Below are 23,072 nucleotides of genomic sequence, written 5' to 3'. Positions count from 1 at the left end.
GCCATGTGTCCGATCCACCCCCGCACGCCCACCACACGACCACCACGGAGAACGGCTCCTTCTGCATCGCCCGGTGCGCGTGCGGCTGGTACGGTCCGGCCCGCCGGGCCCGTGCGCGCGCCCGTGAGGACGCCGATGCCCACCTGGTCGAAACAGGTGACGGAACCCCGCACGCGGGTAGGCCATCTGTCTGAACAGACGTGTCCGAGCGGCGCCACGGCCACCGAGCGCCTCGACCACGGCATGAGCACGGCATAGGGGCGGAGACCACGATGGACAGGCGCAGACTGCTGGCGACGGGCGCCGGACTGGCGACGAGCGGTGCCTGGCTCGCCGCGTGCAGCAGTGACGCGAGCCACGCCGCCCCCGACGGCAACGGCGCCTCGGCGCCCGGCCGCAAGCAGTCCGTACCGCCCGGCCGCAAGGCGCACGCCCCCGACTGGACCGCGCTCGGCAAGGGCCTCTCCGGCGACCTCATACGCCCGGACGACGCCGACTACCCCACGGCCCGCCAGCTGTACAACACCCGCTTCGACAGCCGCCGCCCGGCCGCCGTCGCCTACACCGCCGGCGCTTCCGACATCGCCGAGTGCCTCGCCTTCGCCCGCCGCCACGGCACCCCCGTCTCCATCCGCAACGGCGGCCACAGCTACGCCGGCTGGTCCAGCGGCGACGGCCGCCTCGTCATCGACGTCTCCCGGCTGAACTCGGTCCGTACGACCTCCTCGTCCGCCGCCACGATCGGCGCGGGCGCCAAGCTCATCGACGTCTATACGGGCCTCTCCGGGCACGGCGTCACCGTCCCCGGCGGCTCCTGCCCCACGGTCGGCATCTCCGGCCTCACGCTCGGCGGCGGGCATGGGGTCGTCTCCCGCGCGTACGGCCTGACCTGCGACAGCCTGACGGGCGCGACCATAGTCACGCCCGACGGCAAGACGCTTCAGTGCGACAACTCCCGCAACCCGGACCTGTTCTGGGCGCTGCGCGGCGCGGGGAACGGCAACTTCGGAGTCGTCACCGAGCTGCGGTTCCGTACGCAACGGGCGGCGAGCGGAGCGACCGGGTACGTCTCCTGGCCCTGGTCCCGGGCGGCCGCGGTGATCCGCGCCTGGCAGCAGTGGGGGCCGAACCAGCCGGACGAGATATGGACGGCGTGCGACCTCTCCGTGACGGCGGGCCAGGAACCGCGCATCGCCGTCTCCGCCTTCACCATCGGCACGGCGGGCGATCTGCGCAACGCCATGGACCACCTCGTGGAATCGGCCGGCGGCGCGGCCCGCGCCGTGACGGTCTACCAGCACACCTATCTGGACACGATGCGCCGCTACGCGGGGTGCGGCACCAAGTCGGCCGCCGAGTGCCATCTGCCCGGCAGCACTCCGGGCCGCCGGGCGGAGGGGACGCTGGGGCGCGAGACGTACGCGGCGCGCTCGGACTTCTTCGACCGGGAGCTGACGGCGCTGGGCCTCCAGACGCTGGTCGGCCAGTTCGAACGGTTCAGCCACAGCGCGGGCAGCGGGAAGGGGTCGGTCCAGCTGACGGCGCTGGGCGGGGCGATCAACCGCGTCAAGCCGCTGGCCACCGCGTTCGTGCACCGCCGCTCGCTGTTCCTGGCCCAGTACCTGACCTCGTGGTCGGCGGGCGGCTCCGGCTCGGCCCAGACTCCGTGGCTGGACGGCATCCACTCCGCCATGCGCCGCTTCGCCTCCGGCGCGGCCTACCAGAACTACGCCGACCCCGGCCTCAAGGACTGGCGCAAGGCGTACTACGGCGACGCCGCCGACCGCCTCACCAAGCTGAAGGGCCAGTACGACCCGGACCGCGTACTGGATTTCCCCCAGGCGCTCTGAGGCGCTGCGGGACGCCCCCGAGGCCCTGCCCTCCCGTCCGGAGCGCGGGCCGGGAGGCCGCTGACCGGGCGCCGCCCCGGGCGTCAGCCCGCTCTACGCGGCGAGATCGCTGTCCCGGCGGCGCGGCTCCGGCAGCTCCGCCTCGCCCTCCAGCGCCGCCGACGGCTGCCGGGGCCGTACGAGCCAGCCCGCCCGCGAGCCCGCGATCCTCGTCATCAGGGGCGTGAGGAGCATCATCGCGAGGGGCGCGAAGAGCAGCGTCACCGCCGTGCCGAGGGCGAAGCCGCCCACGACGTCCGTCGGGTAGTGCACACCCATGTAGACGCGGCAGAAGCCTTCCAGGAGGCCGAGGGCGATGCCGACCAGGCCGTACTTGCGGTTGGCGCAGAAGAGGCCGACGCCGACGGCCATCGTCAGCGTGGCGTGGTCGCTGACGAAGGAGAAGTCGGTTTTGCCCTTGACCAGGACGTCCAGTCCCTGGTGCTCCATGAAGGGCCGCTGCCGTTGCACCAGGTCCCGGATGGGGATGTTGACCAGCAGCGCCAGTCCGGCGGCGAGCGGCGCCCAGACGAGACCGGCCACGGCGCCCGGCGCGTCCTCGCGCTTGCGCGCGCTCCACCAGGCGAAGAGCATCAGCACGGCGAGGCCGATGACGATGCCGTATTCGCCGGTGAACTCCATCACGCGGTCGAACCAGTGCGGGGCGCCCTTGGCGAAGCCGTTGATGTCGTAGAGAACGCTGACGTCGGGGTTCGAGCCGTCCATCGCGAGTCCAGCCATCTGCCGCGGCCCCTTATCTTTCGCCTGTCACTACGTGCAGCTGCCAACCCCCGTGGTCGATAACGCCGGTAACAGCGCGCCGCGTGCCCACCTCAATGGAACGTCAACTCACTGCCCGGCGTTCCGTTCTCCACTCAATGATCACCAGGACGTTACCGAAGGGTGACCCATCGTCGCAGCTCAGAGCCGGGTCTTTAGGCGGCATCGGGCTCGGGTAGTGCTTTCGCGCCATCTTCCGTCACACGCGTCGCACCGATGTAATCGGGTTTATCAATCTTGTCGTACCGGATCACCGCGCCGGTGAACGGAGCGTTGATCATGTAGCCGTCCCCGACATACACCCCCACATGGTGAATGCTGCGCGGATCATTCAGGTCATTGGCGAAGAAAACGAGGTCGCCCGGCATCAGTTCGTCCCGCTTCGGGTGTTCACCGGCATTCCACTGGTCGTTCGCGACACGCGGCAGCTCGATGCCCACCGAGTGGTACGCGGCCTCCGTCAGTCCCGAGCAGTCGAACCGGCCGCCCTGATCGGCCGTGCCGGTGCCGCCCCACAGATACGGCGTGCCGAGCACCTTCTGCGCGAAGTAGATCGCGCCGGCCGCCTGCTGGGAGGAGGCGACCCGGCCGACCGGCTTCGCGAAGCTCTTCGCCAGCGTGCGGATCGTCTTCACATAGCCCTGGGTCTCCTGGTACGGCGGCACCCCGGCGTTCTTGATCACCGCGTACGCGCCCGCGTTGTACGAGGCCAGCATGTTGTCCGAGAGGTCCCCCGGCACGTTCTTCACGTACTTGGCCAGATCGCAGTCGTACGTCGCCGCGGAGGGGATCGCGTCCTCCGGATCCCAAATATCCTTCTTGCCGTCCCCGTTGCCGTCGACGGCGTGCGCTTCCCATGTGCCGGGGATGAACTGCGCTATCCCCAGCGCGTTGGCCGGGCTCACGGCCTTCGGGTTCCAGCCGCTCTCCGAATAGAGCTGCGCCGCCAGCAACGGCGGGCTCAGCGCCGGGCAGAGGCTGCCCCACTTCTGCACCAGTTGCTGATACTGCGCCGGCACCGCGCCCTTCGCCAGCCCGACGGCCCCGGCGGTTCCGCCGCCCACCAGGTTCGAGGCAGCCGAATACACGCCCACGACGAGCAGGCCGATGAAGCAAAGGGACAGCCCGATACCGACGCTGACGCCCAACCAGACTTTTCGCACCGCGCCGGCCTCCCCTACCCGCCCACCCACGAATCCGTAATTCCGCACGGTACGGCCACCCGCCCCCACCTGGCGAGAGCGCCTCCGCCGGCTCCTCTATGGTGGGTGCCGGCGTCAGCCCGGACACCTCACAAGGGGGCACAGTGACGGAGCTCAACTGGCAGCAGGCCACCGACGGCACCGAGAGAGAGTTCCTCGAAGTCGCCTTCGGCGCGGACGGCAACGTCTACCTGCGCGAGAACCTCAAACCCGACGAGGTCGTCATCACGACCCGGGCCAAGTGGGACGCGTTCGTCCTCGGCGTGAAGGCCGGCGAGTTCGACCACTTCATCGAGGACTGACGGACCGGCGGCGGCCGAGCCGGGGGCCTGCTGTCCTCCGGCCGGCACGCCGCGCGCCGGGACCTCCCGGGACACAGCGGGCACGGCCCTCATCGCCGCACCGCGCCCGGAGCCTGGCCCGAGTCGCCCGGAGGGTCCGACGACACCTCGGGGCCCTGCGAGCCCGTGCCGTCCGGAGCGAACACGGACGCGCCGACGACCATCGCCGCCACGAAGGCCACCCCGCCCGCGACCACGCCGAACAGCACCTTGTGCCGCCGCAGCCACGCCCGTACGCCGCTGAGCCCGGTCGGCGCCGCGGCGCCCCGACCGCCCCCGCCCGTCATGCTCTTCGGCGCGCCGGCGCGCACCACGACGCCGCGCTGCGCCCCGCCGCGAACCGCGCTTCTGCCGCCCGAGCCGCGCGCCGGCGTGCTTCTTCCCGCGGTTCTCCCGGCCGTGCTCCGACTCGCGCTCCGGTGGCCGGCCGACGGCAGCGCGTACGTCGCCATCGACTCCCGCTCCGGGGCCAGGACCGGGGCCGGGGCGACTACGGGCGCGGGCTCGGGCACCGGCAGGGGCTGGGGTATGTCGCGCCAGGAGCCGCCGCCGAACCAGTCGGCCGCCTCCTGCGCCGTCGGCCGGTCCTCCGGCTGCTTGGCCAGCATCCGCAGCAGATACGTCTCGAAGGAGCTGGGCAGCCCGCCGCAGTACTGCCGCGGGGGCACCGGCTCGGAGTCCACGTGCTGGTAGAGCAGGGCGGTGGGGGTGTCGGCCCAGAACGGCGGCTGCCCCACCAGCAGCTGATAGAGCACACAGCCCAGCGCGTACACATCGGAGCCCGGGCCCGCCGCCCGGCCGAGGGCGCGCTCCGGCGCGAGATAGGTGCTCGTGCCGACGATCTGGCCCGCGCTGGTCAGCCCCGCCGACGTCTCGTCGACGAACCGGGCGATCCCGAAGTCGCCTATCTTGAGCGTGCCGTCGGCGTCGGTCATCAGGTTTCCGGGCTTCACGTCCCGGTGGACGACGCCCTGCCGGTGCGCCGCGGCCAGCCCGGCGGCGGCCTGGGCCGCGATGTCCGCCACCCGGGCCGGGGCGAGCGCGCCGCCCGCGGCCGACGACAGCTCCTGCGCCAGGCTGGGACCCTGCACCAGCTCCATGACCAGGTAGAAGCGGCCGTCCCAGGCGCCGAAGTCGTACACCCCGACGACCTGGTGGTGATTCAGCCGCGCGGCGGTCTGCGCCTCCATGCGGAAGCGCATGGCCGCCGACTCGTCGCCGTCGTTCCCCAGCAGCAGCTTGACCGCCACCTGACGGCCCAGCACCTCGTCGGAGGCCCGCCAGACTTCGCCCATTCCGCCGCGCCCGAGCAGATCTCCCAACCGGTACCGATCGGCAACCAGCACCCGTACCATCCTCGATCTCGTTGCACCCCGAGCATGCGCAGGATGCGGTGAATGCGTTCAATCCGCTCGACGGCCGCAGGGCGCAGCGCATATGAGGGAGACCGCCACAGGGTACCCATCGAATACGCGGTCGTTTGAACATCGGTACTGGCCCCCGCTTCAGCGAACGTTGCTCGACGTCTACACCCGTGGTACACAGAGTGACGATAGGGTGCCCCACCGACAGCGCCGTGCGTCGCGACCCGAGACGGAGTGATCAGCGGCACGTGCGAGTCCGGCAAAAATTGACGCCAAGTCGACATGCGTTGGCGGCATTGTCGGCGAAGATAGGGCCTGGCCTTCGCCACCACGGTGAAGGGGTACACAACTACCCATAAGGGGCGGTGAGTTACATATGCTTTTGGCAGCCGCAAAAGGCGACATCACCACCATCATCGGCGGAATCGCCCCCGACTGGGGCCCGTTCGGGACCCTGGGCAACGAGGCGCGCATCATGGTCGAGGTCGTCATGGCCGTCGCCATCCTGCTGTGCCTGGGCATCGCGATCTGGGGCGCCGCGAAGCAGCGGATCGGCGCGACGGCGCTGCGCGACACCTTCAGCGCGGAACAGGGCAAGGGGCTGATCGTCGCCGGGCTCACCGGTGTGTTCATCATCGGGTCGCTGGGCACGCTGTTCACGATCGTCTACGGAATGGCCGTCTGACCCCCGCCCTGACCCCGCCCGCGCACCCGTACAACTCCCCCATATCGCACCATTTCGCACCACACCATCCCCCAACGCTGCCGCGCATCGTCCCCCGCGCAGACTCCTCCCCCCGAACCCGAACCCCCACAAGTCCCGCCCTCCGCACCAGAGGCTGCCTGCTGATGCCCACTCACCCCTCCGCGCCCGCAACCCCGTCCGCGCCGCTACCGTCATACACGGGCAGGCTGTCACCGACGACGTTTGAGGGGGCTTACGCGCTATGAGTCTCGACGGCGACGATGGCTACGGCAGCGGCGGTGACCACGGCAGAGGCGGCAGGACGGGCAGAGGCAGGGGCAACCCCGACGATCAGGGCCGCCCGACCCGTACGCGCCTGCCCGAGGGCGAGGGCGACTCCTACGACGGCACCCGGCGCGGCGGCCGACCCGGCCGTACGGGCGTCACCAGCCGCAATCTGATGACCGTCGTCGGCGTCGTGGTGCTCCTCGTCGCGGCCATCGCCTTCGCCAACCGCAGCGGCGGCAGCGGTGGACACGACGGGAACGACAGCGCCAAGGGCGGCGGCAAGAGCGCCCGCGCCCAGGCCACGGCCCCCACCGGCGTCAAGCCCGTGGACGGCAGGAACGACGGCATCGCCAAGGGCTTCGCCCACACCGAGCAGGGCGCGCAGAGCGCCGCCGCGAACTACGCGGTGGCGCTCAGCTCCGACGCCATGTTCCGGACCGACACCCGGCACCGCATCGTCGCCGCGGTCTACGCACCCGACGTGGTCACCGCCCGGCAGAGCGACTACGACCAGGCGTATTCCGGCGAACGCTCCGTCAAGATCGGCCTCAAGGCCGACGGCACCGCCCCGTCCGGCATGACCTTCGTCTCCCGCACCAACCCGGCCGGCACCAAGGCGGCCTCCTACCAGGACGGCAGCGCGAGCGTCGCGGTCTGGTACTCCACGCTGTTCGGGCTGGCCGGTGAACACTCGAAGAACCCCGTCTCCGAGGGCTGGTACACCAGCACCTTCCAGTTGAAGTGGGTCGACGGCGACTGGAAGGTCACGGCCTTCACACAGAAGGACGGCCCGACACCCGTCGGCCGCGACCAGGCCGCCTCCTCGGCCAAGGACATGTCCGACGCTGTGCAAGGTTTCGGAGGGTTCACCTATGCCCGGTAAACGCCGCCGACCCGCCCGCGCCCTGACGATCGCCGGCGCGCTCACCGCGGTCCAGACGACCGCGGTCCTGCTGTCGGCCAGAGCCTTCGCCGCCCCCACACCGCCCGCGACCCCCGGCGCGACCAACAGCCCCTCCCCCGGCGCGACCAAGGAGAACTGCCAGTTCCTCATCGGGTCGCTCAAGGAGGACTGCGAGAAGCGGCAGGGCGGCGCGCCCTCCGGCCCCAGCACCCCCTCGAACCCTCTCGACCCCCTGTCGTCCCTCGCCAAGGGGTGCGGCGACGCCGCCGCCTGGATCGTCGGGAAGCTCTCCGACGCCGTGAAGTCCACCGCCAACATCGACTTCACCAACAGCAACTTCCTGCGCCAGTACGCCGTCGTCTTCGCCGCCTCGACCGTCCTGACCCTCGTCCTGTGGCTGCTGGCCGTCGCCAAGCGCGCCGTCCGCGGAGTCCCGTTCACCGAGGCGCTGACCGAGGCCATCGGCTTCCTGTGGCTGACGGTCCTGGCCTCCGCGTTCACCCCGCTGATCCTCTACACCGTGGTCTCCGCCACCGACGCCGTCACCGATGCCATAGCCCGCGGCACCGGGGCCGACAACGACGCCTTCTTCGGGAGCTTCGCGAGCGCCCTCAAGAAGGGCCAGGACATCGGCGGCGGCCCCATCATGCTCATCGTCGTCTCCCTCGTCTCCGTGCTGGCCGCGGGCGTGCTCTGGCTGGAGCTGGTCATCCGGGCCGCGCTCCTGTACGTGGGCGCGCTGCTCGGCACCGCCGTCTACGCGGGTCTGGTCGACAAGAACATGTGGGGCCACGTCCGCCGCTGGGCGGGCATCATGATCGCGGTGATCCTCGTGAAACCGATCATCGTGGTCGTGCTCGGCCTCGCCGGGGCCCTGTCCACCGGCAACGGCCCGAACGCCTTCTCGGCCGTCGTCTCCGGCCTCGCCATCATCATCCTCGCCATCTTCGCGAGCGCGATGATCTACCGCTTCGTCCCCGGCTTCGGCGACGAGATCATCAACAGCCGCAGCGCCAGCAGGGACCCGGCGTCCCGGCAGGCCGCCGCCGTGATCTCCTCCCCGGCCGCCCTCGTCAAACAGGGCATCAACACCCACAGCGCCCGCGGCTCGGACGGCGGCGGTGGCGGAGGCGGCGGTCAGCAGGCCAAGCCCGCCAACCCCGTGTCCGGCGGCGTCGCCGCCCACAGCACCCGCGCCCCCAGCGGCGGCGCGGCGAGCAAGGCCGCCGCCCCCGCGCCCCGCACGCAGGACAGCGGCACCGGCAAGACCTCAGGAGGTGACGGGCGTTGACGACTCAGTCACAGGCCCAGCCGATCGCACCCCGCCGTACGTATCTGATCGGCCGCGCCCGTCCCAACGCCGTTGTCGGCAAGAACCGCGAGACCGGCGAGATCGCACTGATCATCGCGGGCGCGTTCCTCGGCATGATGTGCGGCCTGGCGGTGCAGATCCTCCCGCTGCGCATCGCGGCCCTCGTCGGGTTCCCGATGCTGGCGCTCGCCGCCGTGTACGTCCCGTACAAAAACCGCACCTTCTACAAGTGGTTCGAGATCAACCGTTCCTTCAAGCGCACCCTGCGCCGCGGCACCGCCTACCGGTCCACCGTCTCCGAGGCCGGCACCTCCCTCGACGGCCGGGAGGTCGAGGTCGGCCCGCCGCCCGGCATCGGCCGGATCAACTGGCTGGCCGCGCCCTTCGGCCCCGACGAGATCGCCGTACTGCTCCACGCCGACCGGCGCACCGTGACCGCCGCCATCGAGATCGAGGGCCCCGGCGTCGGACTGCGCGACAGCGAGGACCAGGAGGCGCTCGTCGACCGGTTCGGGACGCTGCTCAAACACGTCGCCAACGGGGACGGCTTCGTCACCCGCATCCAGATGCTGGCCCGTACCCTCCCCGCCGACCCCGACGCCCACGCCAAGGACGTCGAACGGCGCGGCTCCGACAAGTCCCCCCGGTGGCTCCAGGACTCCTACGACCAGCTCCAGTCCATGGTCTCCACCTCCTCCGAGCAGCACCGCGCCTACCTCGTCGCCTGCATGCACTTCACCCGCGAACTCGCCGCCGAGGCCAACGCCATGGCACGCGCCTCCCGCCACGAGAGCGGCAAGCGGCGGCTGGACCGGGACGCCGGGCTGGCCGTGGTCATGGCGCGCGAGCTGACCGACATCTGCGCGCGCCTCGCCGAGGCCGACATCCGGGTGCGCCAGCCGCTCGGCCAGGGCCGGCTGGCCTCGCTCGTGCACTCCATGTACGACCCGGACCACCCCATCGACCACATCCAGGCGATGACCAAGCGGAACGCCTGGCCCGCCGAACTGGACGCCATGGAGCCGACCTTCCTCCAGGCGAAGACCCGCGAGTCCGCCACCCGCGCGCCCTGGTGCCACTCCACGGCCTGGGTCAAGGAGTGGCCGATGACGCCCGTAGGCGTCAACTTCCTCGCCCCGCTGCTGGTGCACACGCCGGATGTGATCCGCACCGTCGCGGTCTGCATGGACCTGGAGCCCACCGATGTCGCCATCGAGCGGATGCTCACCGAGAAGACGAACGACGACGCCGAGGCGTCCCGGCAGGCGAAGATGAACCGCGTCGTGGACCCGCGCGACAGCGCCCACCACATCCGCGTCGACCAGCGCGGCGAGGACCTGGCGAGCGGCGCGGCCGGGGTCAACCTGGTCGGCTATCTCACCGTCTCCTCTCGGTCCCCCGAGGCGCTCGCCCGCGACAAGCGGACGATCAGGGCGTCGGCGGGCAAGAGCTATCTCAAGCTGGAGTGGTGCGACCGCGAGCACCACCGGGCCTTCGTCAACACGCTGCCGTTCGCGACCGGCATCCGACGATAGGGGCAAGCCGTGCTCGATCCGCTCGCCGCAGTGACCGAGGCGTTCGCCAGCTTCCTCTTCGGAAAGGTGGAGACGACCCGGCTGCCCGTCCGGACCTCCACCGGCCAGGCCCAGGCCGTCTACCTGCCCACCGCCGCACCCGGCCTGGGCGACTCGGGCGTGATCATCGGGCGCGAGGTGTACAGCGGCAAGGGGTACATCTACGACCCCTTCCAGCTGTACGGGCAGCAGCTGCCCGCGCCGCACTGGCTGGTGCTCGGCGAGTCCGGCAACGGCAAGTCGGCGCTGGAGAAGACCTACGTCCTGCGCCAGCTGCGGTTCCGCGACCGCCAGGTGGTCGTGCTCGACGCGCAGGGCGAGGACGGCGTGGGCGAGTGGAACCTCATCGCCCAGGAGCTGGGGATCACCCCCGTCCGGCTCGACCCGATGGCGGCCCTGAACGGCGGCATCCGCCTCAACCCCCTCGACCCCTCGATCACCACGACGGGCCAGCTGGCCCTGCTCCGTACGATCATCGAGGTCGCGATGGGCCACGGGCTCGACGAGCGCGCCGGCTTCGCCCTCAAGGTCGCGCACTCCCATGTGCACCAGACGGTCACGGACCGGCAGCCGGTGCTGGTCGACATCGTGGAGCGGCTGCGCCACCCCGAGGCGGAGTCCGCGGAGGCGATGAACGTCGACATAGACGACGTACGGGGCTGGGGCCTGGACGTCGCGCTGGTACTGGACCGGCTGGTCGACGGCGACCTCCGCGGCATGTTCGACGGGCCGACGTCGGCCGGCATCGACCTGGACGCCCCGCTGATCGTCTTCGACCTCTCGCACATCGACCGCAACTCCATCGCCATGCCGATCCTGATGGCCATCGTGGGCGTCTGGCTGGAGCACACCTGGATCCGCCCCGACCGGAAGAAGCGGATCTTCCTGGTCGAGGAGGCGTGGCACATCATCAACTCGCCGTTCGTCGCCCAGCTCTTCCAGCGGCTGCTGAAGTTCGGCCGCCGGCTCGGCCTCTCCTTCGTCGCCGTCGTCCATCACCTCTCCGACGTGGTGGACGGCTCGGCGGCACGCGAGGCCGCCGCGATCCTGAAGATGGCCTCCACCCGCACCGTCTACGCCCAGAAGGCCGACGAGGCACGGGCCACGGGCCTGGTGCTGGGGCTGCCCCGATGGGCGGTCGAGATCATCCCGACGCTCACGCCCGGCATCGCGGTGTGGGACGTCAACGGCAACGTACAGGTCGTCAAACACCTGATCACAGAGGCGGAACGGCCGCTCGTCTACACCGACCGGGCCATGACGGAGGACGGCCTGGCCCTGGAGCTGGCAGCGGAGACCGTGGCGGAGGAGCGGGCCGCGGCGGCGATGGAAGAGCGGCTGGCGGACGAGGCGTTCGGCTCGTCAGAGTCGACGGTGGCGTGAGATGACGCTCTCGGGACCCTCGGGACCCTCAGGACCCTCAGAACCGCGACCGAGACGCGACGGCCAGCGGGGCATTCCGGACGGTCTGCTGGTCGGTCTGCTGGCGTTCCTGCTGGGGCTGACGGTGCTGGTCTGGACGGGCACCGGCCTCGCGGCCCTCTTCGCCCACGGCTCCTGGCCCGACGGCGTCACCTTCACCCGCACCCCGCAGGCCATACGCCGCCTGCTGTCGGCCCCTCATGACCTCGCCACCGCCTGGCCGGACGCCCCGCACGACTCCCTCTCCGGGTACGGGCTGTTCTGGGGCGTCCTCATCAGCGAACTGATGCTGCTGGCCGTGGTGACCATCTTCGCGATGGGCACGTACGCGCGGTGGAAGGCGGTACGGAGGGAGCGCCGGGCGGGGGCCGGGGCGGCGGTCGCCAGTGGTACGCCCGGTGCCGCGGCCGCGTACGAGCCGGCCGGGGCGCCCGGCGCCGCCGGTCCGTACAGCGCGGCCGCCGCGCCGCCCGGTACGCCGCCCGTACCCGAGTCGGCGGAAGCGGTCCCGGCCACGGGAAGCGCCCCGAGCGCGGCGGGTACGGCCGCCCCCCAAGGCGCCCCGAACGCCGGGCCCACCACCCCGGCAGAGCACCCCGCCGCCCACACCCCGACGCCGTCCGTCGGATTCCCTGCGCAGGCCGGCGGGTTCCCGGCGCAGGCCGGCGCGACCGTCGCGGCCGGCGGCGGCCCGCCCTGGGCGGCGGTCGCGCCCGGCCCGCGCGACGCGACGCCGCCGCGCGGCCTCCGCTACGCGACCTCGCACGGCGACGCCGCCCTGCTCGCCGTGTTGGAAGCCGCCGGCCCCGTCCTCGTCGTCACCAGCGACCCCGCCCTGTGGGCCGACACCAAGGACTCGCGCGCCAAGCTCGGACCGACGCACGCCTTCGACCCGAGCCATCTCCTCGACACCCCGGACCGGCTGCGCTGGAACCCCGCCGCAGGCTGCGAGTCCCGCGAGACGGCCGCCGCCCGCGCCGCCGCGCTGCTGGCGCCCGTACGGCCGTCCGGCTCGCTCGACTCCGCGACGGCGGAGGCCGCCGAAATCCTGCTGCGCTGCTGGCTGCACGCCGCCGCCGTGGGCGGCCGGCCCTTCCGCCTCGTACACCGCTGGGCGCAGGGGAACGGCGCACACGAGCCCGTACGCATCCTGCGCACCGACGCCAAGGCCGCGACCGGCGCGGCCGGCGAGCTGGAGGCCACCCTCACCGGGCACCCGGAACGCCGCGACCGGGCGCAGGAGCTGGTGGCCCGCGCCCTGGCGGCGCTCTCCTCGATCCATATCCGCGACGCGTGCAACGCCCATCGCGCCGATTCGCTCGCGCTGGAGTCATTCATCGCGGAAACGGGCACGCTCTACGTTGTGGGTGAGGCGATTGAGGACCCTCGCACCCACCCGGGTGCGATGCCGCTGCTCACCGCACTCACCGCCAGCGTGGTCGAGCACGGCCGGAGCGTGGCCGAACGGTCACCCGCCGGTCGGCTCGACCCACCACTGACGTGCGTGCTGGACGATGTCGCCGCCGTCGCCCCGCTGCCCGCCCTGCCGGAGCTGCTCGCCGACGGCGCGGCGAAGGGGCTCCCGACGCTCGCCCTGATGCGCTCCGAGGAACAGGCCCGCGCCCGGTGGCCCCACCGCGCCCTCACGGGGTAGCCCTGGCAGCACCCCCGATCCGCCTGCTGCCCCCACTGCCTCGCGCGCCGCACTCCGCGAGAGTCGGAGCATCACCCGGCGAACGGCGAAGGCGGAACCCATGTCCACTGAAGTGTCCAACGGCGCGCGGGATGTTCTCGCGCTGACGCACGCCACCGTGATCGACAGCACCGGCACCGGGCCCGCCCACGACATGACGGTGCTCGTCGAGAGCGGCCGGATCACCACGATCGGCAGGTCCGCCGAGGTCCCGGTGCGCGAGGGCGTACGGACCGCGGACCTCACCGGCAAGTACCTGATACCCGGACTGGTCGACGCGCACGTCCACAGCCCGGCGCTGGAGGACATCGCCCCGCCGCTCTACCCGCTCGCCGGCGTCACGACGGTCCGCGAGATGTGGGGCGAGCCGCTGCACCACGAGTGGCGACGGAAGATCGGCCGGGGGGAGCTCCTCGGCCCCAACTGGGTCATCGGCAGCTCGATGGTCGACGGGGTGCCGTCGCTGTGGGCCGACGACGCGGGCCCCGTCATCCTGGTCCGCGACGAACACGCCGCCCGCCGGGCGGTGCGCCAGGTCAAGGCGGACGGCGCGGACTTCGTGAAGGTCTACTCCCGGCTCTCGCGCGAGGCGTACCTGGCGGTCGCGGACGAGGCGCGCCGCCAGGGCATCCCGTTCGCGGGTCACTGCCCCGACGCCGTGCCGGTCGCCGAGGCCGGCGGCGCGGGCCAGCGCAGCATCGAGCATCTGCACGCGCTCCTGCTGTCGACGGCCTCGCGGGAGCAGGAGACGGAGATCCGCCGCGGCCTCGCCAAGGTCCGCCTGGAACCGGTGCCGAGCAGTCTGGACCGCTACCACCGCTGGTTCCAGCAGATCCACGACCTGGAGGGGCAGGCGGTACGGGCCTACGACCGTGAGCGCGCCAGGTCCCTCTTCCACCGCCTGGCCGCCGACGACACCCACATCACCCCGACGCTGACGGTCCATCACATGCTGGAGCGGCCGGGCGAACTGCCCTCCCACGCGCCCGAGTGGACGTACCTGCCGCGCTGGATGACCGCGAGCTGGCCCGACACACTGGAGTCCCTGATCGGCGGACGCACGGCCGAGCAGGCCGAGTTGGTCCGGGCGGCCTACGCCCACCGGCTGCGCCTCGTCGGCGAACTGCACCGCTGCGGCGTACCGATCCTCGCCGGCACGGACACCGGCACGGGCTACGCGGTGCCGGGCTTCGCCCTCCACGGCGAGCTGGACCTCCTGGTCGAGGCCGGACTGACCCCCATGCAGGCCCTCCAGTCCGCGACCCGCACCCCGGCCCGGTTCCTCGGCATCGGCGACCGCACCGGCACCGTCGAGGAGGGCAGGACCGCCGACCTGCTCGTACTCGACGCCAACCCGCTCCACGACATCCGCAACACCCGGAAGATCGACTCCGTGGTCCTGGGCGGCCGGCTCATCGACGCCGAGGAACGCCGCAGCCTCCTGGCCACCGTCGAACGGGCCGCCGCCGCCGGCATGCCACCAGTCGGCGGGATGGCGGTCAGCGGTGGCTGCGGCTGCTCACTCCACCCGCGGCCCCGTCCCCGGCCCCGTCCCTGACCCGCCCGAACGCCGCCGCGGTGATCTCCCCGACGACCGGGTTCACCCCGTCGCCCTTCCCATCGGTGGAGTTGACCGAGTAGACGAGGGTCCGGCTCAGATCGCGGGTGGCCGCGATACCCGCGTTGTACCCGTACCGGGCACCGGACTTGCCCCACACCACCGTGCCGTCCGCCAGCTCCGCCCGGGTCAGCCCGCTGGAGTGGACGGCGGCCCGGCCCGGTGCCACCCCCGCCTCAGCGCACCGCCCCGCGCACCGGACCCACCCGCCATCGCCGACTCGACGCCCCCGCCCGTCACGCCTCCGGCCGCGGCAGCGCCAGTTCGTGTTCGCGGTCGCCGGGCCGGCCCGGTACCGCGAGGACCTTCCCGGTCGGCTCGAAGCCGAGCTTGAGGTAGAGGGCGCGCGCCCGGGGGTTCCGCTCGTGGACGTGCAGGCGTACGCGCTCGACACGCGGTTCCGCGAGCGACCAGGACCAGTCGATCCCCGCGCGCATCAGCTCCATCGCGAGCCCGGTGCCCCGGTGTTCGGGGCGTACGTAGACGGCGATGAGCTGCGTCTGCGGGACGCTCGCCTCCTCGCCGAAGGCGCGCTGCGCATCCGGCGCGCCCGGCCTCTCGACCTCGGTGGTCACGGTCCCAACCCACTCCCCCGCCGGGCTCTCGGCGATGAAGGAGATCACCGTCTCGCCCGCGGCGGTGTCGCGTGTCCGCTCCCGCCAGTAGCCGTCGGGCCGGGCGTTCGCCTCGGCGAGGGTGGTGACGAAGGCGACGGAGGCGTCGGGATCGGCGAGGGCGGCCAGCCGCAGGTCCTTGCTCCGCGCCCACTCATCGGCGCGTACGGGTCTGATCGTGTACTCCATCAGCAGATGGTCACCCGTCCCCACCTCCCTGGTAAAGCCGAATCCCCCCGGGCCGCACCCCCCGCACGCCCCCCGTACGCGCCGGGGCCCCCTTGCCTACAGCCGCACCGGCCCCATAGCCTCCGGCCGCCCGGCGGAAAACGCCCGCCACCACCCGAGGGGGCAGAGCGCGTGCCGGACCGACCGACCGCCGCCATGGCCATGGGCGCCGAGGAAGCCGAGGCCGTACTCCCCCCGGAGCTGCGCGCCCGCCTCGCCCGCCTCACCGATCTGCACCCCGACCCGCTCACCGGACCGCTGGACGCCCCGGCGGCCCGTACGGTCCTGGCCCGCACCGAACTTCTCGTCACCGGCTGGGGCTGCCCCCCGCTCACCGCGGACGTCCTCGCGCACGCCCCCCGGCTACGAGCCGTCCTGCACGCCGCCGGTTCCGTCAAACCCCTGGTCAGCGACGCACTCTGGGACCGGGACATCACCGTCTCCTCGGCGGCCGACGCCAACGCCGGGCCGGTCGCCGACTTCACCCTCGCCGCCATCGTCCTGGCCGCGAAGAAGGCCCTGCCGGCCGCGGCCGCCTACCCCGCCGGCTGGCCCGCGTTCCGCGACCGCCGGGGCGCCGACTCCCGCACCATCGGCGTCATCGGCGCCTCCCGCATCGGCCGCCTCGTCATCGCCCGGCTCCGCGACTCCGACCGCGGCCACCGGCTCCTGCTGCACGACCCGTACGTACGCGAGGACGACGCCGCGCGGCTCGGCGCGGAACCGACCGGCCTCGACGACCTCTGCCGAAGCGCCGGCATCATCACCGTGCACGCCCCCGAACTACCCGAGACAATCGGCGTGTTGAACGCGCGGCGGCTCGCGCTCATCCCCGACGGCGGTACGGTCGTCAACACCGCGCGCGGCTCCCTCATCGATACGGACGCGCTCACCCGCGAATGCGCCACCGGCCGACTCGACGCGTTCCTCGACGTCACCGACCCCGAACCGCTCCCCGCCGGCCATCCGCTGCACGCCCTCCCCAATGTGCTGGTCACCCCGCACATCGCCGGAGCCCAGGGCAGCGAGGCCCGCCGCCTCGGCGCGTACGCCGTCGACGAGGTCGCCCGCCATCTGCGCGGCGAGCCCCTCCTCGGCCGCCTCACCGCCGCGGATCTGCCGCGCCTGGCGTGACGGGGCGTCGGTTCCGCGCGCCGTTCCGTTCGGCCCATTCGGTACGGCTCCCCGCCCATTCGGCCCATTCGGCCCAGCGAAACGCGGCATGACGGGCTGTCACCTGTGAGCCTTGTCGGGTCGGCCGGTGGCCGAGGTGTCACCGGGGCGCGAGCGAAAGGCATTCCATGACCGAGCAGCGCGCGAGCGGACGCACCCGCTCCGCAAGAACGGCCACGGGGCTCCTGATGTCCTTGGGGCTGCTGACCGCCATCGGCTGGGCGGCCGGCCACGACGCCCGCGCCGCCCCCGCCTCCGCTGCCGCCCCCGGTCAGTACTCGCCGTTCTGGGTCGACCCGCACAGCCAGGCGGCCCACCAGGCCCGCCTGGTGGAGAAGAGCGGCCGGTCCGGCGACGCCGCACTGCTGCGCCGGATCGCGGACCGGCCCACGGCCGTCTGGCTCACCGAGCGGGACCCGGAGGAACGGGTGCGCCGGGCCACGCGGGAGGCGGCGGACGTCGGGCGGGTACCGGTGTTCGTGGCGTACGACATCCCGGGCCGCGACTGCGGCCAGTACTCCTCGGGCGGCGCGTCGAGCGACAAGGAGTACCGCGAGTGGGTCGACCGGATCGCCAAGGGCATCGGCGGCCGGCGCGCGGTCGTCATCCTCGAACCGGACGCCGTGGCCCAGGCCGCGACCGGCTGCGACGGACGGTCCCGCGTCGACGCCGAAACCGAATCGGGAGCCTCGTCCGCGACCCATCTGCGCACCGCGCCCGGAACCCGGTCCGACCGGCAGGCGCTGCTCGCCGACGCCGTACGTACGCTCAAGGCACGGCCCGGCGCGGCGGTGTACGTGGACGCGGGCAACGCCGGGTGGATCCGCGACGTGGGCCACCTCGCCGACGTGCTGAAGAGCGCGGGCGTGAAGTCGGCCGACGGCTTCGCCCTCAACGTCTCCAGTTTCCATACGACTCGGGTCAGCCGGGCGTACGGGGACAGGCTCTCCGCCGCGCTCGGCGGCGCCCACTACGTGATCGACACCAGCAGGAACGGCAAGGGGCCGGTGCCGGAGGGCGCCGGCTCCAGCGGCGGGGCCGAGCCGTGGTGCAACCCGCCGGGCCGGGCCCTGGGCACGCCGCCGACCACGAAGACGGGCAGCCCGACCGTGGACGCGTACCTGTGGATCAAGCGCCCGGGCGAGTCGGACGGCGCGTGCCGCGGCGGCCCGCCCGCGGGGCAATGGTGGACGGATTACGCGCTCGGGCTGGCGCGCGAGGCGATGAGCGAGCCGGAAGCGGGCCGGCCCGACCGGTCGACCGCTGATCAGCCCGAAAAGGAGTAGCCCGCCAGGGAGTAGACCGTCACGGACACAGCCCGGCAAGGAACAGGAACAGCCGGCCGCCAACCGGACGGACACAGACCAGCGAGCGCGAGCAGACGGCCGCCGGTGAACGACAGCGCACAAGGGCGGCCCACCGGTGCACACATCACCCACCGGTGGGCCGCCCGACCGCTCAGGAGCGCGTCACCGCACGTGCACCCACCTCGCCTGCGACGGCGTCCCCCGGCCGTCCGTGATGAAGAGCATGTACCAGCCGCGCGGCACCAGCGCCTGGTCGTGCGGCACCTTCACCTTCAGCTTCCCGCCGTGCCGCTCGACGGCCAGCTCGATGGAGCGCTGCTCGACGTCGGTGGCGTGCGTGACCGCACTGGGGCGCATGAGCCGCGCCTTCCGCACGGAAGCCGTCGCCGGAACGGCGAACTCCGCCGACCCGCCACGCCGCACCTCGGTCGGCCCGCCGCCCAACTTGGGCCGCGTACGCCCGTACAGGTACGGCGGGGTGTAGACCTCGATGCGCTTCTCGAAGGCGGCGACGGCGGTGTTCGCCCGGTCCGCGAAGAGCGGGTTGGAGCCGAACACCGCGATCCGGCCGTCCGGCAGCAGCATCGCCTCGGAGTGGTAGTCCCGCCCCACGGCCGGGTCGGCGGCGGGCCGGAACGCCCGGCGCGCCGGGTCGTAGAACTGCGCCTTGTGGATGTCGCTGGCGCCCTTGCCCCGGTAGTCCTTCGAGCCGCCCGTGGTGAAGACGGAGTCGTCCGGCGCGAGCACGGCGTTCAGATACCGGGTGCCCCGCCCGAGGCCGGGGCCGGGGCGGAAGGCGGGTTCGTCCTTGGTGAGGTCCGCGATGGCCGTACGGCCGGTGGAGCGGTGGGACTCGCCGACCCCGCCGCCCCCGAAGATCATCACCTTCTGGCGCTGGGCGGGCGGCAGCAGCACGGACGTCGACGTCTCGGTCTGATCGCCGTCGCGCAGCCCGGGCACCGGCTTGAACGTGTTCGCGTCGGTGTCCCACAGGCCCGGCCGCCGGCCCTTTTCGGCAGGGCCGTACCCGGCGTTCGAGCCGGAGTAGAAGAGATTGCCGCCCTTGGTCAGAAAGAGCGCCGGATAGGTGGGGAAATAGCGGTGCGGGCCCTCGGACCACTTCTTGGACTTCGGGTCGTAGACCTCGTTGTCCCCGGGGATGATCTCGCCCATGTCGTCGAGACCGGACACGGCCAGGACTTTCCCGTTCTTGAGCGTGACCAGGGTGGGGTACCAGCGGGCCTCGGTCATCGAGTCGACGGGAATGTACCGCTCGGCGATCGGGTCGAACTCGTATGCCTCCTTCAGCCCCTGGAAGTCCTTCTTGTCCAGCCCGAGCTTGGTGGCCAGACCGTAGTGGTTACGGGCATCAGCGCCCTTCTCCCCCACGATCTCGTACTGCGCCGCCGCGTTGGAGATGCCCTTCTCGCCCTTCCGCGCGGCCTCCACGAAGACGCGGGCCTGCCCGGCGGTGACGGTGACCTTCACCGTGGCCTGTCTGCCCGTGCCGTGCTTGGTGAGCTTCTTCTCGGCACGGGGCACGAGGACATTGACCTGGGAGATGTACTCCTTGCCGTCCGGTCCCCGGAATACCGTGCCCTTCGGATAGGTCTTCGGGGCGTCGGGGTCCTCGTTCTTGATGACCATCGCCCCGCCGGCCCGCGTGACGTCGCCCTTCAGCTTCTCGTACCGCGCGGTGCCGCCCGCCACGAGGAGATTGCCGCCGGGAAGCTGCGCGTGGCCGCCGCAGAACATGTCCTTCGGAGTGTCGATCTCCTTGAACGTGTTCTTGACCGGGTCCCAGAGCACGCTCTGGAACGTGCCCGCCTTGAAGTTCTTCTCGTCGTTGCCGGAACCGGCGATCATCAGCACTTTCCCGGTGTGCAGCAACGCCGCGTGGATCGCGTTGATCCGGTACTTCTGCGGCACGTCCACTACGTCCCAGTGACCGTAACGCGCCATGTACTCCGGCTTGTTGATCGTGTAGTCGTGGTAGGCGCTCTCGGCGAATCCGTAGACGGCCGGGGCGTTCATGCCCCCGAGTACGACGACGGCCGCGGCGCCGAACGCCAGCTTCCGCGTGCGCGAACTGGGACGGTACTTCACTGCGTTCCTCCCTTGTCTGCCGCTCGTTCCTCTCGGCCCGCCCGCCCGGCCATAACCGGAACCAGGTTGCCGCCCGGCTTCGATTTACCGCCCGGCTTCGATTCCTCCGACCGATCGGACCCGCCCGATTCGCCCGGACGGCTCGGTACGGACTCACCCGCCGGCTCTCCGCGCCGGGCCCGGCGCCGTTCGCGTACGAGCGTGAGCAGCCACAGCGCCACCGGGGCCGACGCGATCACCGTGGCGAGGCCGGCCCAGGTGCGCATCGCGATATGGGTGTGGCCGAGGAACCCGGAACCGATGACCGAGCCACCGAACAGGGCCGCCCACAGCAGATGGGTGGAGAACGTCCTGACCCGGTCGGGGCTGGCCGAATCGCCCTTCGAAGTGACGACGAAACCCGCCTTGCGCCGCAGGACCGCACCGACCAGCGAACGCGCGTACAGCGGGGCCGACAGCGCCGACATCGCCATTCCGGCCGCACCGGAAGAACCCTCCGGCTCGTGCGGGCTGACGTTGTGCCGGCGATTCCACAGATAGAGGCCGATCTGTAGCGCCGCGGCGTCGCTGTACAGCATCATCCAGATCTGCGACTCGATATGGATTCCCGAGGCGCCGAACCCCAGGAACAGCACGCAGGAGACTCCGCCGAGAATCCAGTTCACCGCGGTCATGGGGTAGTACGCGACGAGGAGCGCGTAATTCAGCGTCCGCCCCGGTGACAGCCTGAAGGCCGCCCGCCAGAACTGCCGGAAAAGGGTCTCGTATGTGCCGCGGCTCCAGCGCAGCTGCTGGTTGAAGAAGTCGGTCCAGGTCGAGGGCCCTTCACCGACGGCCAGCACATCGGGCGTGTAGACGGAACGCCACCGGTTCCCCGAGCGCGGATTGCGCTGCCGATGGATCTCCAGCCCCGTCGCCATATCCTCGGTGATGGAGTCGAACAACCCCCCGACCTGCTGGAGCGCGCTGACCCGCACGCAGTTGTTGGTCCCCACGAACATCGGGGAGCCATACGCGTTGCCGGCCCGCTGAATGAGCGCGTGAAAGAGGAACTGCTGGCTCTCGGACGCCTTGGCCACGGTGCTGTCGTAGTTCCCGTACACCTGGGGGCCGACGACGAACGCCACATCCGGGTCGCGGAAGAAGCCGAGCATCCGCTCCAGGAACTCCGGCAGCGGCACATGGTCGGTGTCGACGCAGGCCATGAACTCATAGCCGGAGCCGTGCGCCTCCAGCCAGGAGTTGTAGTTGCCGTGCTTGGTCTTCGCCCGAAAGGACCCGGTGGGCTGATTCCACTTCTCCACCCCTTTGCGCGAGAAGTGCCGGACCCCCAGCTCCTCGCACATGCGCCGCACCTCGGGGTCATCGCCCTCGTCCAGCAGCCAGATGTGCAGCGTCCCGTCGTGCCGCAGCCGCGTCGCGCCCTCCAGCGTGGCGCGCAGCATGTCCATCGGCTCCTTGCCGGGGACGAAACTGGTCAGGAACGCCACCCGGGTGCCGGGCTCGGCGGTCACCGGAATGGGGTCGCGGGCGACCAGCGTGGCATGGGCGTTGGAGACCACGTTGACGACGCGGAACGTCTCCAGGAGCCCGATGGAGACCAGCATCACACAGTCGGCGGCGGTCTCCCAGCCCGAGACGTACTGCCGGTGCACCCAGTGATCCGGCCAGATCAGCCACACCAGGAGGGCGAGGGAGACGATGGGCGCCGCGGTCAGCAGCAGCGCGGTACGCACCCGGTGCGCCCCACGGCCGAGAAGGCTGTGGTAACGGACGCGGTACGGCGCGTCACCCGTACGGTCGGGTTCGGTGAGCGGCCCGGCCAACCGGCTGAAACGCTCGTAGTCGTAGCTCTGACCGCGGTCCTGGTCCCGTGCCGCCTCCTGGCTGCCCCCACGGGCAGCGGCAGGAGCCGGAATGCGCCGGCGCTGACGGTCCTTGTCTCGGTGGGCAGTTCTCTGTGTGGTGGGCACGGCATCCCCACGTCCTTCTCCTGCCCCAAATGGGCAGAAAATAGAATAATGGCGAAGGAAAGATAACTAATCTGACCGACCATCAGGACATAGGACGACCCTCGGCGTGGCGCGGGTCACACAGGCGCACGTCGAACATCTGAGCCCGCATACGCGCGCCTCGTCGGCACACGCCGGCCGAGCACGTCACGCAAGGACGTTCCTTGAGGGCGTCACCCGAGCCGGCGTCGCGCCGAGGGGCGGCCGAAGGGTGGAGGCGCATCGGCACCACCGCACAGTGAACGCAAAAATGCCGGTGTCCCGGACCATAAGGTCCGGGACACCGGCTAAAAATTGTTCGGCGGCGTCCTACTCTCCCACAGGGTCCCCCCTGCAGTACCATCGGCGCTGAAAGGCTTAGCTTCCGGGTTCGAAATGTAACCGGGCGTTTCCCTAACGCAATGACCACCGAAACACTATGAAGATAACCACCCGGCAACAACACAGGTCATTACTTCAGAACCAACACAGTGGACGCGAGCAACTGAGGACAAGCCCTCGGCCTATTAGTACCAGTCAACTCCACACCTTACGGCGCTTCCATATCTGGCCTATCAACC

At 71.4% G+C, this 23,072-nt stretch carries 19 protein-coding genes and 1 rRNA gene; 12 read left to right on the top strand and 8 right to left on the bottom strand.

Annotated elements, in window-relative coordinates:
- The first annotated feature begins 5 nt into the window (after window positions 1-5).
- Both AC07AB_RS09455 and AC07AB_RS09450 read left to right on the top strand, forming a co-directional pair.
- On the top strand, window positions 6-194 hold the full coding sequence (locus AC07AB_RS09455; RefSeq protein WP_478562721.1) for a hypothetical protein: 189 nt from the start codon (window positions 6-8) through the stop codon (window positions 192-194).
- A gap of 78 nt (window positions 195-272) precedes the next feature.
- On the top strand, window positions 273-1,850 hold the full coding sequence (locus AC07AB_RS09450) for an FAD-binding oxidoreductase (RefSeq protein ID WP_478562718.1): 1,578 nt from the start codon (window positions 273-275) through the stop codon (window positions 1,848-1,850).
- A gap of 93 nt (window positions 1,851-1,943) precedes the next feature.
- Here AC07AB_RS09450 and AC07AB_RS09445 read toward each other — a convergent pair whose 3' ends face one another.
- Both AC07AB_RS09445 and AC07AB_RS09440 read right to left on the bottom strand, forming a co-directional pair.
- Entirely contained in the window at window positions 1,944-2,630 is a 687-nt protein-coding gene (locus AC07AB_RS09445; RefSeq protein ID WP_478562715.1) for a phosphatase PAP2 family protein, read from the bottom strand.
- Window positions 2,631-2,824: 194 nt separating this feature from the next.
- Entirely contained in the window at window positions 2,825-3,832 is a 1,008-nt protein-coding gene (locus AC07AB_RS09440; RefSeq protein ID WP_478562711.1) for a C40 family peptidase, read from the bottom strand.
- A gap of 143 nt (window positions 3,833-3,975) precedes the next feature.
- Here AC07AB_RS09440 and AC07AB_RS09435 point away from each other — a divergent pair, with 143 nt between their 5' ends.
- Complete coding sequence (locus AC07AB_RS09435; RefSeq protein ID WP_478562708.1) at window positions 3,976-4,173, top strand: DUF397 domain-containing protein; 198 nt, start codon at window positions 3,976-3,978, stop codon at window positions 4,171-4,173.
- 89 nt (window positions 4,174-4,262) lie between these two features.
- Here the strand turns inward: AC07AB_RS09435 and AC07AB_RS09430 are convergent, their stop codons facing one another.
- On the bottom strand, window positions 4,263-5,558 hold the full coding sequence (locus tag AC07AB_RS09430) for a serine/threonine-protein kinase (protein ID WP_478562705.1): 1,296 nt from the start codon (window positions 5,556-5,558) through the stop codon (window positions 4,263-4,265).
- A gap of 394 nt (window positions 5,559-5,952) precedes the next feature.
- Here AC07AB_RS09430 and AC07AB_RS09425 point away from each other — a divergent pair, with 394 nt between their 5' ends.
- The 7 genes from AC07AB_RS09425 to AC07AB_RS09395 all read left to right on the top strand — a co-directional run bounded on the left by AC07AB_RS09425 (window position 5,953) and on the right by AC07AB_RS09395 (window position 15,012).
- Complete coding sequence (locus AC07AB_RS09425) at window positions 5,953-6,261, top strand: hypothetical protein (RefSeq protein WP_363135036.1); 309 nt, start codon at window positions 5,953-5,955, stop codon at window positions 6,259-6,261.
- 262 nt (window positions 6,262-6,523) lie between these two features.
- Window positions 6,524-7,432: a DUF8175 domain-containg protein gene (locus AC07AB_RS09420; RefSeq protein ID WP_478562702.1), complete on the top strand. Its 909-nt coding sequence runs from the start codon at window positions 6,524-6,526 to the stop codon at window positions 7,430-7,432.
- Entirely contained in the window at window positions 7,422-8,744 is a 1,323-nt protein-coding gene (locus AC07AB_RS09415; RefSeq protein ID WP_478562699.1) for a hypothetical protein, read from the top strand. Before AC07AB_RS09420 ends, AC07AB_RS09415 begins: the two co-directional genes overlap by 11 nt.
- On the top strand, window positions 8,741-10,300 hold the full coding sequence (locus AC07AB_RS09410; RefSeq protein WP_478562696.1) for an SCO6880 family protein: 1,560 nt from the start codon (window positions 8,741-8,743) through the stop codon (window positions 10,298-10,300). Before AC07AB_RS09415 ends, AC07AB_RS09410 begins: the two co-directional genes overlap by 4 nt.
- A 9-nt stretch (window positions 10,301-10,309) precedes the next feature.
- Window positions 10,310-11,722: an ATP-binding protein gene (locus AC07AB_RS09405; RefSeq protein WP_478562694.1), complete on the top strand. Its 1,413-nt coding sequence runs from the start codon at window positions 10,310-10,312 to the stop codon at window positions 11,720-11,722.
- 1 nt (window position 11,723) lies between these two features.
- Window positions 11,724-13,415: a type VI secretion protein gene (locus AC07AB_RS09400; protein WP_478562691.1), complete on the top strand. Its 1,692-nt coding sequence runs from the start codon at window positions 11,724-11,726 to the stop codon at window positions 13,413-13,415.
- Window positions 13,416-13,515: 100 nt separating this feature from the next.
- Window positions 13,516-15,012 carry an amidohydrolase family protein gene (locus AC07AB_RS09395; RefSeq protein ID WP_478562688.1) on the top strand — a complete coding sequence of 499 codons (1,497 nt, stop codon included), beginning with the start codon at window positions 13,516-13,518 and terminating at the stop codon, window positions 15,010-15,012.
- Here the strand turns inward: AC07AB_RS09395 and AC07AB_RS09390 are convergent.
- Window positions 14,954-15,241: a hypothetical protein gene (locus AC07AB_RS09390; protein WP_478562685.1), complete on the bottom strand. Its 288-nt coding sequence runs from the start codon at window positions 15,239-15,241 to the stop codon at window positions 14,954-14,956. The genes AC07AB_RS09395 and AC07AB_RS09390 overlap by 59 nt on opposite strands.
- Window positions 15,242-15,308: 67 nt before the next feature.
- Complete coding sequence (locus AC07AB_RS09385) at window positions 15,309-15,875, bottom strand: GNAT family N-acetyltransferase (protein ID WP_478562682.1); 567 nt, start codon at window positions 15,873-15,875, stop codon at window positions 15,309-15,311.
- Window positions 15,876-16,076: 201 nt separating this feature from the next.
- Between AC07AB_RS09385 and AC07AB_RS09380 the strand changes: the two genes are divergently transcribed.
- Both AC07AB_RS09380 and AC07AB_RS09375 read left to right on the top strand, forming a co-directional pair.
- Window positions 16,077-17,048, top strand: coding sequence for a hydroxyacid dehydrogenase (locus tag AC07AB_RS09380; protein WP_478563552.1), 972 nt, complete (start codon window positions 16,077-16,079; stop codon window positions 17,046-17,048).
- Window positions 17,049-17,215: 167 nt separating this feature from the next.
- Window positions 17,216-18,373, top strand: a complete 1,158-nt coding sequence (locus tag AC07AB_RS09375; RefSeq protein ID WP_478562679.1) for a glycoside hydrolase family 6 protein — start codon at window positions 17,216-17,218, stop codon at window positions 18,371-18,373.
- A 183-nt stretch (window positions 18,374-18,556) separates the two neighbouring features.
- Here the strand turns inward: AC07AB_RS09375 and glxA are convergent, their stop codons facing one another.
- The 3 genes from glxA to rrf all read right to left on the bottom strand — a co-directional run bounded on the left by glxA (window position 18,557) and on the right by rrf (window position 22,925).
- Window positions 18,557-20,500 carry a radical copper oxidase GlxA gene (gene glxA / locus AC07AB_RS09370; RefSeq protein ID WP_478562676.1) on the bottom strand — a complete coding sequence of 648 codons (1,944 nt, stop codon included), beginning with the start codon at window positions 20,498-20,500 and terminating at the stop codon, window positions 18,557-18,559.
- Window positions 20,497-22,473, bottom strand: a complete 1,977-nt coding sequence (locus AC07AB_RS09365) for a glycosyltransferase family 2 protein (protein ID WP_478562673.1) — start codon at window positions 22,471-22,473, stop codon at window positions 20,497-20,499. The genes glxA and AC07AB_RS09365 overlap by 4 nt, the downstream gene beginning before the upstream one ends.
- Before the next feature lie 335 nt (window positions 22,474-22,808).
- Window positions 22,809-22,925: ribosomal RNA gene (rrf, locus tag AC07AB_RS09360) — 5S ribosomal RNA — on the bottom strand.
- Between the last annotated feature and the right edge of the window lie 147 nt (window positions 22,926-23,072).

Source organism: Streptomyces sp. NPDC044033 (genome assembly GCF_056434425.1).
The sequence above is the reverse complement of the archived record's forward strand: the minus strand, read 5'-3'. Positions and strand labels throughout refer to the sequence as shown.